Origin of the sequence: Escherichia sp. E2586 (assembly GCF_005781105.1) — a bacterium.
GTDB lineage: Bacteria > Pseudomonadota > Gammaproteobacteria > Enterobacterales > Enterobacteriaceae > Escherichia.
Window position 1 is genome coordinate 1 of record NZ_VATN01000001.1, and the last position, 13,463, is coordinate 13,463.

Consider the following 13,463-nt stretch of genomic DNA (forward strand, 5'->3'; position numbering starts at 1 on the left):
ACAGAGTCAAGCATTTTTTTTGCTTTTCTCTGTTGAGGTTCTCAGGAGAATCCCGCTGACCCGGCGGCGTGTTTGCCGTTGTTCCGTGTCAGTGGTGGCGCATTATAGGGAGTTATTCCGGCCTGACAAGAGGAAATTTAAAATAATTTTCCGAATGCGCGTTTTTTCAGCAAAACACCTGTAAGCGTGCCATAAAACAAGCAATTTGCCGTTTTTGCAACCGCAATCACACTTCCTGGTGGCATACTAAAGAGGAATAAAAAGAAAAAGGAAGATAAGTAATGCCTTTAAGCGCACAACAGTTAGCTGCACAGAAAAACCTTTCATATGTTCTGGCTGAGAAGCTGGCACAACGAATCTTAAAAGGTGAATACGCACCTGGCACCATTTTGCCGGGTGAAATTGAACTGGGTGAGCAATTTGGCGTGAGTCGTACTGCGGTACGCGAAGCGGTCAAGACGTTAACGGCAAAGGGGATGGTTTTACCGCGCCCACGAATTGGTACTCGGGTCATGCCACAATCCAACTGGAACTTTCTTGATCAGGAATTACTCACCTGGTGGATGACAGAAGAGAACTTTCATCAGGTCATTGATCACTTTTTGGTTATGCGTATCTGTCTGGAGCCGCAAGCCTGTTTACTGGCTGCAACGGTAGGAACAGCAGAACAGAAGGCGCATCTCAACACGCTAATGGCCGAAATGGTCGCATTAAAAGATAACTTTCGCCGAGAACGTTGGGTTGAGGTCGATATGGCCTGGCATGAGCACATCTATGAAATGAGCGCCAATCCGTTTTTGACCTCTTTCGCCTCGCTATTCCATTCGGTTTATCACACTTACTTCACGTCAATAACCAGTGACACCGTGATAAAGCTGGATCTGCACCAGGCGATCGTCGATGCGATTATCCAAAGCGATGGCAACGCGGCATTTAAGGCTTGTCAGGCGCTACTACACACTCCGGATAAGTGATAACCAGACAAAGGGACATTGAATGAGCGAGAAAAAGAAGCGCAGTATGGCTGGTTTGCCATGGATTGCGGCGATGGCTTTCTTCATGCAGGCACTTGATGCCACTATCCTGAATACAGCCCTACCCGATATCGCTCATAGTCTTAATCGCTCCCCCCTCGCTATGCAATCGGCCATCATCAGTTACACGCTGACGGTGGCGATGCTTATTCCGGTCAGCGGATGGCTGGCCGATCGCTTCGGCACACGCCGCGTTTTTACCATTGCCGTTAGCTTGTTCACGTTGGGTTCTCTGGCCTGCGCACTCTCAAACTCGCTGCCACAACTGGTTGTCTTCCGTGTTATTCAGGGGATAGGCGGCGCAATGATGATGCCGGTTGCTCGCCTGGCGTTACTACGCGCATACCCACGCAATGAACTCCTCCCGGTACTGAATTTTGTCGCCATGCCGGGTCTGGTAGGGCCGATTTTAGGGCCCGTTCTTGGGGGCATGTTAGTCACGTGGGCGACATGGCACTGGATCTTTTTAATCAATATTCCCATTGGTATTGCGGGACTTCTTTACGCTTGCAAACATATGCCCAACTTCACCACAGCACGTCGAAAATTTGATATCACTGGTTTCTTACTGTTTGGTCTTAGCCTTGTGCTCTTCTCAAGTGGAATAGAGCTGTTTGGTGAGAAAATTGTTGAAACCTGGATAGCCTTGACGGTCATTGTGGCCAGCATAGTGTTACTGCTTCTCTATATCCTCCATGCGCGACGAACGCCAAACCCATTAATTTCATTAAATTTATTTAAAACCCGCACTTTCTCGATCGGTATCGTAGGCAATATTGCAACCCGTCTGGGGACCGGCTGTGTACCGTTCCTTATGCCATTGATGTTACAGGTAGGATTTGGTTATCAGGCGTTTATTGCTGGCTGCATGATGGCACCGATAGCGTTAGGCTCCATTATTGCGAAATCGATGGTTACGCAGGTTTTACGGCGTCTGGGCTATCGCCATACGTTAGTGGGAATTACGGTGATTATTGGTTTGATGATCGCCCAGTTCTCATTGCAATCTCCGGCAATGGCGATCTGGATGCTAATTTTGCCGTTGTTTATTTTAGGGATGGCGATGTCGACGCAATTTACCGCGATGAATACCATAACACTTGCCGATCTGACCGATGACAACGCCAGCAGTGGTAATAGCGTTCTGGCTGTCACGCAACAGTTGTCGATCAGTTTAGGTGTAGCCGTTAGCGCAGCCGTTCTTCGCGTTTACGAAGGGATGGAAGGTACGACGATTGTTGAACAATTCCACTATACGTTTATTACGATGGGGATGATTACGGTTGCTTCAGCAGCGATGTTCATGCTCCTGAAGGCAACTGATGGTAATAATTTGATTAAACGCCAGCAAAAATCTAAGCCGAGCCGCGCGCCATCAGAATCGGAGTAAGTTGTAATCGTTGTTGCTGTAAGGTTGGCTGCGCCATTCGGTGGATGAGTACATCAATCGCCAGCTCTCCCAATTCATCTTTCGGTTGATGGATAGTAGTGAGCGGTGGTGTCATATAACGTGCCAGTTCAATATCGTCATAACCAATCACCGCGATATCCTGCGGGACATGCAATCCAGCCTGGTACAACGCCTGGTAAACACCCACTGCCATTGCGTCATTTCCGGTAAAGACCGCCTGAGGACGCAGCGAATGTGATAACAGCTGTCGCATAGCGTCAAACCCGCCGTTAAATTCAAAATCGCCAGTCACTTCATAGCCATCAGGAATGTCGAGGCCAGCACGTTTCATCGCCGCCCGATAACCTTCCAGTCGCAAACGTGCAGGCGTTTTATCCAGAGGTCCGGTAATACAGGCGATACGAGTATAACCTTTGTCGATCAGATATTGCGTCGCTAAATCGCCTCCCAGCAACGAGTTATCCTGAATAAGATCGCTGTCGCCATCGAACGGCGCCCAGTCCATCATCACGGTTGGCACTGTCGGATAACGTTGCATGATTTCACGCGAAGGCTGATGCGTTTCGGTGCACAGTAACAGCAAGCCATCAACACGCTTTTGCATCAACGTTTCCAGATTACGATTCATTCGCTGCTCATCGCCTTCGGTATTACAAAGGACAAGACTATAACCGCGCTCGAAGCAGCTGCGTTCAACACCACGCACCAGTTCTGAATAGAAAGGATTGGTACTGGCAGTGATCAACATGCCAATGGTATGTGTTTGATTGAGTTTGAGGCTACGCGCCAGAGCTGATGGCGCGTAATTGAGTTCTTTAATCGCCGCTTCAACTTTGGCGGTAATCGCTTCACTGACGAAGCGATCTTTATTGATGACGTGAGAAACTGTTGAGGTAGAAACGCCCGCCAGGCGGGCAACATCTTTCATTGTAGCCAAGCGTCACCTCTGCCTGTCTAAAAATGCGTCGATCTCTTCACGCCACGGTACGGAAGGTTGTGCGCCTTTACGTGTTACGGCAATCGCAGCGGCGGCATGGGCAAAACGAATCGCCTCTGGCAATGGTTTTTCTTCCAGCAACGCCGTGATTAACGCGCCGTTAAAGGTATCTCCGGCAGCAATGGTATCGACAGCCTGCACCCGGAATCCAGGAACGCGCTGACCTTCACCATTCACGCTAGCCCATACACCACGACTTCCTAAAGTAATCAGTACAGTACGGATACCTTTTTCATGCAGTACCTGCGCCGCCTTCGCCGCATCTTCATCATTTTCAACACGAATACCGGTGAGCTTTTCTGCTTCCGTTTCGTTTGGCGTAATAATGTCCACCAGCGCCAACAGTTCGTCAGGAAGTTCGCGAGCCGGGGCAGGGTTAAGCGCAACGATAGTCTTATTTTGATGGGCAATTTTCGCTGCTGCCATCACACTTTCGAGTGGTGATTCCAGCTGCATTAATAATGCTGAGGCATTCGCAATACGCTCGCGTTGCGCTTCCACCAGCACCGGGGAAAGGGCAGCATTAGCGCCGGCATGAATACCAATGACATTCTCACCTTCGCCATTAACAAAAATCAGCGCCACACCTGTTGATTCGCCTTTGATCACGCTGACCGGAGAAATATCAATGTTATCAGTAGCGAGCTGCTGACGTACGCTCTCTCCAATACTGTCATCGCCCGTGCAGGCTATAAACGCGATATTCGCACCGCTACGCCCTGCTGCCACCGCCTGATTCGCGCCTTTGCCGCCAAATGCGACTTGATAGTGGTTACCGGTTACGGTTTCGCCTGGAGTAGGAAAAGATTGAAGATTAAGGATATGGTCAGCATTAATGCTGCCAAGAACAACGAGGCTGCCTGCGTTTTGCATATTCGGGATGTCCATAAAATGCGCCACCGGGTTAGGGTGGCGCGTGCCCTGCTTTTCTTTATATTACACGTTCATCTGTCGATGACGTATTGATGCCACTATCAGGTTATAAAACCTGACTAAGACTACTGCTTAACAACCAGTTTCAGATCAACCGGATATTTCGCCTGAACTTTTTCGCCTTTCAGAACTTTGTCCGCGGTTTCGACACCTTTCGCGCCAATCTGATCGGGTAACTGAGCGATAGTCGCTGCCAGTTTGCCATCATTTACTGCTTTTTCGCCATCAGGTGTACCGTCAAATCCGACGACCATCACATCCGATTTACCAGCAGTTTGCAGCGCACGCAGTGCGCCCAGCGCCATTTCATCATTCTGCGCGAACACTGCCTGCACATCCGGATGAGCGGTCAACAGGTTCTGCATTACGTTCAAACCTTTGGTACGGTCGAAGTCTGCCGGCTGGCTGGCAAGGACGTTAAATTTGTGAGCAGCAACAGCCTGCTGGAAGCCTTCACCACGTTCACGGGCTGCGGATGTACCAGCAATGCCTTGCAGCTCGATAACTTTGGCACCTTCGCCCGCTTTCTTCGCGATGTAATCACCGGCGATTTTGCCGCCCAGTACGTTATCAGAAGCAATGTGGCTCACCACTTCGCCTTTCGTGGCCTGACGGTCAAGGGTGATAACCGGGATGTTAGCCTGGTTTGCCATCTTCACGGCGTTACCCACCGCATCGGAGTCGGTCGGGTTAATCAGCAGAATTTTGGTGCCGCGAACGGTTAAGTCCTGCACGTTCGCCAGCTCTTTCGCCGGGTTGTTCTGGGAATCCAGCACCACCAGGTTATAGCCGAGTTTATCCGCCTCTTTCTGCGCGCCATCTTTCAGCGATACAAAGAACGGGTTATTGAGTGTGGAAACCACCAGCGCAATGGTGTCTTTTGCCATTGCATTCGCACTAACGGTGGCGCTTAGCGCAACAGCAGAAACCAGGGTAGCCAGTTTTTTCATGTTCATATTCAAGATGTCCTGTAGTCGTTATTACTGCTTTTTGTTGTCTACCAGCACCGCCAGCAAAATCACCACAGCTTTGACGATCATCTGGTAATAGGAGGAAACACCTAACAAATTCAATCCATTATTAAGGAAGCCAAGAATTAATGCGCCGATCAACGTCCCAACAATGCGACCTTTTCCGCCCGCCAGACTCGTACCGCCCAGAACCACCGCCGCAATAGCATCCAGCTCATAGCCAGTCCCCGCCGTGGGTTGTGCGGAGGAGAGGCGCGCCACTTCAATGATCCCGGCCAGCGATGCCAGCAGACCACAAAGAGAATAGACGATGATTTTGATTTTATTGACGTTGATACCAGAAAGACGCGTTGCCGCTTCGTTGCCGCCCAGCGCGTAGATGTAACGCCCCAGACGCGTGTGATGCAGCATGTACCAGGCCGCGAGGAAGACAATCCCCATGATCCAGACTGGCGTCGGTACGCCCAGCGGACGACCAATACCAAACCAGCCAAACAGATCGGCGTTCTCAGTAAAGCCGGTATTCACTGGGCTACCGTTGGTATAAACCATAGTCACGCCGCGCAGCAATAACATCATCACGAGGGTAGCGATAAACGCCTGGACGCGGCCTTTCGCCACAATCACCCCTGTTACCGCACCAATTGCGGCACCTAATGCCAGTGCGGCAGCGACAGCCACCAGCGCATTGACTTCAATGCCGACGATAGACGCAGCAACTGCGCCAGTCAGCGCCAACAGAGAACCGACGGACAGGTCGATGCCCGACGTCAGGATCACCAGCGTCATGCCGACCGCCATAATGGCGTTCACCGAGGTTTGCTGGAGAATATTGAATAAGTTATTGATGGTGAAAAAGTTCGGGCTTAACGTCGAGACAATCGCGATCAGCACCAGCAGAGCGATAAGCGATTTCTGCTCCATCAGCCACGCTTTCGTGAAATAACGGCGACCAGAAACAGTCTGGGTTGTCATTTTTTTACTCCTGATTCACGCGATTAAGCTTGCCCACAGCGGCAGCCATTAACACTTCCTGGGTGGCTTGCTCACGAGTAAATTCCCCGCTGAGATGCCCTTCATGCATGACGATGATGCGATCGCTCATGCCTAATACTTCTGGCATCTCTGATGACACCAGAATGATGCTCAAGCCATCGGCTTTGAACTGGTTGATCAGTTGATAGATCTCTTTTTTCGCGCCGACATCTACACCACGGGTAGGTTCATCAAGGATAAGTACTTTCGGGCGCGTCATCAGACCGCGGGCAATCGCCACTTTTTGCTGATTGCCACCGGAGAGCAGGCCAATTGCCTGTTCCATTGACGGCGTTTTCACATTGAACAGGCGAATAAAATCACTCACTGCCTGTTGTTCATCGGCATGCTTCAAACTGCCGCCAGTACGGCTGAAGTAGCGCAGCGCAGTCAGCGACATATTTTCTTTTACTGACATGCCCAGTACTAAACCGTCGCGTTTACGGTCTTCAGAGATATACACAATGCCGTTTGCCAGGCCATCCTGCGGTGAACGAGTAATAACTTCATGCCCATCCAGCGTGACATAACCGCTGGTGCGCGGCAGTGCGCCATAGAGCACTTTCATTAATTCGGTACGCCCCGCGCCCATTAAACCAGAGACGCCAAGGATTTCGCCATTGCGTAGGGTAAAAGAGACGTTGTTAACACCAGGTCCGCAGAGATTATCGACTTTCAGGCGGATATCTCCCGGCGCTTTGTCCAGGTGTGGATACTGCTCTTCCAGCTTGCGGCCCACCATCATCTCAATCAGCGAATCTTCGGTCAGTGATGCCACTTCACGCTCGGCAATAAATTGCCCGTCACGAAAAATGGTAACGTCATCGCAAATCTCGAAGATTTCTTTCATGCGGTGGGAGATATAGACAATGCCGCGCCCTTGCGATTTCAGCTCGCGAATGACGCGGAACAGGGATTCGGTTTCGGTATCAGTCAGCGCATCTGTCGGTTCATCCATAATGATGACTTTCGACTCAAAGCTCAGCACTTTGGCGATTTCAACCATTTGCTGGTCACCGATGGAAAGATCTCCCACCAGCTTGTCGCTTTTAAAGCGCAGGTTAAGTTTAGCCAGCAATTTATCCGCTTCGGCATACATGGTTTTCCAGTCAATTTTGCCAAAGCGATTAACAAACTCACGACCGAGGAAAATGTTTTCGGCAATGGTCAACTGCGGGATCAGGTTCAGCTCCTGGTGGATAATCCCAATCCCGGCTTCCTGGGAAGATTTCGGCCCGGTAAATGTCGTTTCTTTCCCCAGCCATAAAAGCGTACCGGCATCGCGAGTATAGATACCGGTAAGCACTTTCATCATGGTGGATTTACCCGCGCCGTTTTCGCCTACCAGCGCCATTACGCGGCCCGGATAGACATTTAACGCGGCGCCCGAGAGGGCTTTTACGCCCGGAAAGGCTTTATCAATGCCTTTAAGCTGTAGTAATGCTTCCATGACGACCTCAGAACGTCACGCCAGCACAGAGAATGATATTCGCATACGGAGAACATTCTCCGCTGCGAATTACCGCCTGACTTTCTGCGGTTAGTTGTTTGAATTGTTCATGCGTGGTGTAACGAATATCAATGGTGTTTCCCTGGTGTTGTTGCAGCTGCTCAAGGTGAGTGAGCAACGTTTCGTGGAGTTGCGGATTATGTTGTTTGATCTCTTCCGCGATAATGGCTGCCTCAACCTGCATTTCACTCGTAACAACTCCCAGTACCTGCATAAAAGAAGGTACGCCCTGGGTTAATGCCACATCGATACGCGTTGTACTTTTTGGGATGGGTAAACCAGCATCACACACCACCAGCGTATCGGTATGCCCCAGACGGGAGATCACCGACGAAATATCAGAATTAAGAACGGTGCCTTTTTTCATTTTTTTCTCCATCAGCGAAACGTTTCGCTGACCAGCAGTTTAATCCTGACTGAACAGAGAAAACCATCGCAACGTTACTGAAATGTGATCAACATCGAAACGTTTTACATCGTGATTAAGCATGAAAAATAAAAACGCCCCCTTTATGGAGAAAGGAGGCGTCTGGCGTTAGATTTCGACCTGAGTACCTAGTTCAATAACCCTGTTTGGTGGGATTTCAAACTGATCTGGTGCACGCAGTGCATTACGCTGCAACAGCAAGTACAGTTTGCCACGCAAACGTAAGTACCACGGCCGTTTGCCGAGGATCAACGACTCATGGGACATAAAGAAGGAGGTTTCCATCATCCGGCAACTTAACCCTTCCAGGCCACAGCGGTGGAAGACTTCTTCCACGTTTGGCGTTTCCCGCCAGCCGTAACTTGCCACCACGCGCCAGAAAGTGGGCGACAGTTGTTCAATCTGTACCCGACGGACGTTATGGACATATGGCGCGTCTTCGGTACGCAGAGTTAACAGAATCACCCGCTCATGCAATACCTTGTTATGTTTCAGGTTATGCATCAGCGCAAAGGGAATGACGTTGATTGCACGCGACATGTACACCGCGGTTCCGGGAACGCGAACGGGCGGTGATTTCTCCAGCGAAGCAATCATCGCTTCCAGAGAATTACCATGTTCATGCATCCGTCGCAGCAGGCGGAAACGCTCGCTCTTCCAGGTGGTCATCACGATAAACATCACCGTACCGAGGCTCAATGGCAACCAGCCGCCGGAGAGCAGTTTATCGAGGTTAGCGGTGAACAATGGAATATCGACACAAAGGAAGGCTATCAGGATCAGCGCAACAAAATACTTATTCCAGTGCCAGTTCTGACGCGCCACGGTAGTCGAAAGAATAGACGTCAGTACCATCGTTCCGGTCACCGCAATCCCATACGCCGCCGCCAGGTTACTGGAGTGCTCAAAGCTGACAATCACAATCACGACCGCGACATAGAGCATCCAGTTCACAAACGGAATATAGATTTGCCCTGACTCCCTTTCGGAGGTGTGAATGATACGCATCGGCGAAAGATATCCCAGACGTACCGCCTGACGCGTCAATGAGAAAACGCCAGAGATAACTGCCTGCGAGGCAATCACCGTTGCCAGTGCAGCGATGATCAGCAGCGGGATTAGCGCCCAATCCGGTGCTAACAGGAAGAACGGGTTCTTAATCGCTTCCGGGTTCTTTAACAACAGCGCTCCCTGGCCGAAGTAGTTAAGGGTTAAGGAAGGCAAGACGACAGTGAACCACGCCAGGCGAATCGGGAACTTACCAAAATGCCCCATATCGGCATACAGTGCCTCGACTCCGGTAATCGACAGCACAACTGCCCCTAATGCAATAAAAGAAACCGTTTTGTATTCAAGGAAGAAATGCACTGCCCACATCGGATTCAGCGCATGCAGCACTTCCGGGTTAGCAATAATGCTACGTAACCCCAACCCTGCCAGAATCAAAAACCAGGTCAGCATGATCGGCGCAAACAGCTTACCGACCATAGCAGTGCCATGTTTTTGAATCATAAACAGTAAAGTAAGAACGATGATTGAGAGGGGAACTATCCAGGTATCCAGTTGCGGGGCGACGATTTCCAGACCTTCAATGGCAGACATCACCGAAATGGCGGGTGTTATGACGACTTCGCCATAGAAAAAGCTGCCACCGATTAGCCCCATAATCACCAGCATTGATGTGGTTCGCGCCGACGTATTACGCCCGGCAAGCGACATCAACGTCAGGATCCCCCCTTCACCGGCGTTATCCGCGCGCATCACGAAGGTAAGGTATTTGATGGAAACCACAAAGATTAGCAGCCAGAAGATCAGCGATAAAAAGCCAAACACGGCATCGCGTTCAACGCCAAAACCAAACTGGCCGGACAAACATTCACGAAGTGTATATAACGGGCTGGTACCAATATCGCCGTAGACAACTCCAATCGCCGCGAGGGTTATCGCGGGCAACGATTGCTTATTATCAGTGCTCATAGACTAGTCTTTCGTTGAAATATGAAATGTGTGCGTAGTCCCTTGGCCCACAAAAAAGCGCTCAGTATGCACGATTAACGGCAAAATCGTACTCCTAAATGCGGCCACATTAACCTGGCTCAAAGAAAAATATCCCTTCTTTGAGACTATTTTTGCCACCAGCAAGAAACGTCTATACTCGCAATTTACGCAGAACTTTTGACGAAAGGACGCCACTTTATTATGGCTCACCCTCATTTATTAGCGGAAAGAATTTCCCGCCTGAGCAGCGCGCTGGAAAAGGGGCTTTATGAACGTAGCCACGCCATCCGCCTGTGTTTGTTAGCGGCATTAAGTGGTGAAAGCGTGTTCCTGCTTGGCCCCCCAGGTATTGCTAAAAGTCTGATCGCCCGTCGCTTAAAATTCGCCTTCCAGAATGCGCGCGATTTTGAATATCTGATGACCCGCTTCTCCACCCCGGAAGAAGTTTTTGGCCCCCTTTCCATTCAGGCGTTAAAAGATGAGGGACGCTATGAACGCTTAACCAGCGGTTACCTGCCGGAAGCAGAAATCGTCTTTCTGGATGAAATCTGGAAAGCTGGCCCGGCAATTCTTAATACCCTGCTAACCGCTATTAACGAACGTCAATTCCGTAACGGTGCTCATGTCGAAAAAATCCCGATGCGCTTGCTCGTGGCGGCCTCCAACGAGCTGCCGGAAGCAGACAGCAGTCTGGAAGCGTTATATGACCGCATGCTGATTCGTCTGTGGTTAGATAAAGTGCAGGATAAAGCGAATTTCCGCTCCATGCTGACCAGCCAACAAGATGAAAATAACAATCCGGTTCCTGCCGCCTTGCAGGTCACTGATGAAGAATATGAACGCTGGCAGAAAGAGATTAGTGAAATTACGCTGCCCGATCATGTATTTGAGCTGATTTTTATGCTGCGCCAGCAACTGGATAAATTACCGGATGCGCCTTACGTCTCCGATCGTCGCTGGAAAAAAGCGATCCGCTTATTGCAGGCCAGCGCTTTTTTTAGTGGTCGCAGTGCTGTTGCCCCGGTTGATCTTATCTTGCTGAAAGATTGCCTGTGGTATGACGCGCAAAGCCTGAATTTGATTCAACAACAAATTGATTTATTGATGACCGGTCATGCCTGGCAACAGCAAGGGATGTTGACCCGCCTGGGCGCTATTGTGCAACGTCGTCTGCAACTCCAGCAGCAACAAAGTGATAAAACAGCCTTAACGGTAATTCGTCTGGGCGGCATTTTCAGCCGTCGTCAGCAGTATCAGCTTCCTGTCAACGTTACTGCTTCCAATCTGACTCTGCTGCTGCAAAAACCGTTAAAACTGCATGATATGGAAGTAGTTCATATCTCCTTTGAGCGTAGCGCGCTGGAACAGTGGCTGAGCAAAGGTGGTGAAATTCGTGGCAAACTGAACGGTATCGGCTTTGCCCAGAAACTGAATCTGGAAGTTGATAGCGCCCAACATCTGGTTGTACGCGATGTAAGTTTACAAGGCAGTATGCTGACGCTCCCCGGTTCATCGGCTGAAGGTCTGCCAGGTGAAATAAAACAACAACTGGAGGAGCTTGAAAGCGACTGGCGTAAGCAACATGTTTTATTCAGCGAACAGCAAAAATGTCTGTTTATCCCTGGCGACTGGTTAGGTCGCATTGAAGCCAGCCTACAGGATGTCGGCGCCCAGATTCGCCAGGCGCAACAATGCTAACACTGGATACGCTCAATGTGATGCTGGCCGTCAGCGAAGAGGGATTGATCGAAGAGATGATCATCGCGCTGCTGGCCTCACCGCAGCTGGTGGTATTCTTTGAAAAATTCCCGCGCCTCAAGGCGGCAATCACCGATGATATTCCCCGCTGGCGTGAGGTGCTGCATAGCCGTCTGAAAGATACGCGTGTCCCGCCGGAACTCACTGAAGAGGTCATGTGCTATCAGCAAAGCCAGCTTCTCTCCACGCCGCAGTTTATTGTGCAGCTACCGCAGATTCTGGACTTACTGCATCGTCTGAATTCCCCGTGGGCCGAACAAGCCCGACAGCTGGTTGATGCTAACAGCACTATCACTCCGTCATTGCATACGCTTTTTCTCCAGCGTTGGCGCTTAAGCCTGATTGTGCAAGCGACGACCCTGAATCAGCAGTTATTAGAAGAAGAACGCGAACAACTGTTGAGCGAAGTTCAGGAACGCATGACATTAAGCGGACAGCTCGAACCAGTTCTGGCAGATAACAACACCGCAGCCGGTCGTCTGTGGGATATGAGCGCCGGTCAGCTTAAACGCGGCGACTATCAGTTGATTGTGAAATACGGGGAATTTCTTAACGAACAGCCGGAACTGAAACGTCTGGCGGAACAGCTGGGACGTTCGCGGGAGGCCAAATCAATACCCCGCAACGATGCGCAGATGGAAACCTTCCGCACTATGGTGCGCGAACCGGCAACCGTTCCTGAGCAGGTGGATGGCCTGCAACAAAGCGATGATATTTTACGCCTTCTGCCGCCAGAACTGGCGACACTGGGCATCACTGAACTGGAATATGAATTTTATCGTCGGCTGGTGGAAAAACAGTTGCTCACCTATCGTCTGCACGGTGAATCATGGCGTGAAAAAGTGATCGAACGCCCGGTGGTACATAAAGATTACGACGAACAACCGCGTGGACCGTTTATTGTCTGCGTAGATACTTCCGGCTCAATGGGCGGTTTTAATGAGCAGTGTGCGAAAGCGTTCTGTCTGGCCTTGATGCGCATAGCCCTCGCTGAAAATCGACGCTGCTATATTATGTTATTTTCCACTGAGATCGTCCGTTACGAGCTTTCAGGCCCACAAGGTCTTGAACAAGCGATCCGCTTTTTAAGTCAGCAGTTTCGTGGCGGCACCGATCTGGCCAGTTGTTTTCGCGCCATTATGGAACGCTTACAAAGTCGGGAATGGTTTGACGCTGATGCGGTGGTGATTTCTGATTTTATCGCCCAGCGGTTGCCTGACGATGTGACGAGTAAAGTGAAAGAGTTGCAGCGGGTACATCAGCATCGCTTTCATGCCGTGGCGATGTCAGCACACGGCAAACCCGGCATCATGCGCATTTTCGATCATATCTGGCGCTTTGATACCGGGATGCGAAGCCGCCTGCTCAGACGCTGGCGGCGATAAACGA

At 50.4% G+C, this 13,463-nt stretch carries 11 protein-coding genes; 4 read left to right on the plus strand and 7 right to left on the minus strand.

Annotated features, from left to right (window positions below):
* Positions 1–281 precede the first annotated feature (281 nt).
* Together FEK50_RS00005 and mdtD are read left to right on the plus strand one after the other, a co-directional pair.
* Positions 282–974 carry a FadR/GntR family transcriptional regulator gene (locus FEK50_RS00005; RefSeq protein WP_130222537.1) on the plus strand — a complete coding sequence of 231 codons (693 nt, stop codon included), beginning with the start codon at positions 282–284 and terminating at the stop codon, positions 972–974.
* 22 nt (positions 975–996) lie between these two features.
* Positions 997–2,424 carry a multidrug transporter subunit MdtD gene (mdtD, locus tag FEK50_RS00010; protein ID WP_131161511.1) on the plus strand — a complete coding sequence of 476 codons (1,428 nt, stop codon included), beginning with the start codon at positions 997–999 and terminating at the stop codon, positions 2,422–2,424.
* On the opposite strand, the gene rbsR is transcribed toward mdtD, so the two are convergent.
* The 7 genes from rbsR to kup form a co-directional block, all read right to left on the minus strand.
* On the minus strand, positions 2,390–3,382 hold the full coding sequence (rbsR, locus tag FEK50_RS00015; RefSeq protein ID WP_131161512.1) for a ribose operon transcriptional repressor RbsR: 993 nt from the start codon (positions 3,380–3,382) through the stop codon (positions 2,390–2,392). The genes mdtD and rbsR overlap by 35 nt on opposite strands.
* A gap of 3 nt (positions 3,383–3,385) precedes the next feature.
* Complete coding sequence (gene rbsK / locus FEK50_RS00020; RefSeq protein ID WP_114007312.1) at positions 3,386–4,315, minus strand: ribokinase; 930 nt, start codon at positions 4,313–4,315, stop codon at positions 3,386–3,388.
* A gap of 125 nt (positions 4,316–4,440) precedes the next feature.
* Complete coding sequence (gene rbsB, locus FEK50_RS00025; RefSeq protein WP_001056273.1) at positions 4,441–5,331, minus strand: ribose ABC transporter substrate-binding protein RbsB; 891 nt, start codon at positions 5,329–5,331, stop codon at positions 4,441–4,443.
* A 24-nt stretch (positions 5,332–5,355) separates the two neighbouring features.
* On the minus strand, positions 5,356–6,321 hold the full coding sequence (gene rbsC, locus FEK50_RS00030; RefSeq protein WP_000211858.1) for a ribose ABC transporter permease: 966 nt from the start codon (positions 6,319–6,321) through the stop codon (positions 5,356–5,358).
* A gap of 4 nt (positions 6,322–6,325) precedes the next feature.
* Positions 6,326–7,831: a ribose ABC transporter ATP-binding protein RbsA gene (gene rbsA, locus FEK50_RS00035; RefSeq protein WP_130206842.1), complete on the minus strand. Its 1,506-nt coding sequence runs from the start codon at positions 7,829–7,831 to the stop codon at positions 6,326–6,328.
* A gap of 7 nt (positions 7,832–7,838) precedes the next feature.
* Positions 7,839–8,258 carry a D-ribose pyranase gene (gene rbsD / locus FEK50_RS00040; RefSeq protein ID WP_131161513.1) on the minus strand — a complete coding sequence of 140 codons (420 nt, stop codon included), beginning with the start codon at positions 8,256–8,258 and terminating at the stop codon, positions 7,839–7,841.
* A gap of 168 nt (positions 8,259–8,426) precedes the next feature.
* Complete coding sequence (kup, locus tag FEK50_RS00045; protein WP_130206838.1) at positions 8,427–10,295, minus strand: low affinity potassium transporter Kup; 1,869 nt, start codon at positions 10,293–10,295, stop codon at positions 8,427–8,429.
* A 222-nt stretch (positions 10,296–10,517) separates the two neighbouring features.
* Between kup and ravA the strand changes: the two genes are divergently transcribed.
* Both ravA and viaA read left to right on the plus strand, forming a co-directional pair.
* Complete coding sequence (ravA, locus tag FEK50_RS00050) at positions 10,518–12,014, plus strand: ATPase RavA (protein WP_131161514.1); 1,497 nt, start codon at positions 10,518–10,520, stop codon at positions 12,012–12,014.
* Positions 12,008–13,459 carry an ATPase RavA stimulator ViaA gene (viaA, locus tag FEK50_RS00055; protein WP_130206834.1) on the plus strand — a complete coding sequence of 484 codons (1,452 nt, stop codon included), beginning with the start codon at positions 12,008–12,010 and terminating at the stop codon, positions 13,457–13,459. Before ravA ends, viaA begins: the two co-directional genes overlap by 7 nt.
* Positions 13,460–13,463: the final 4 nt, after the last annotated feature.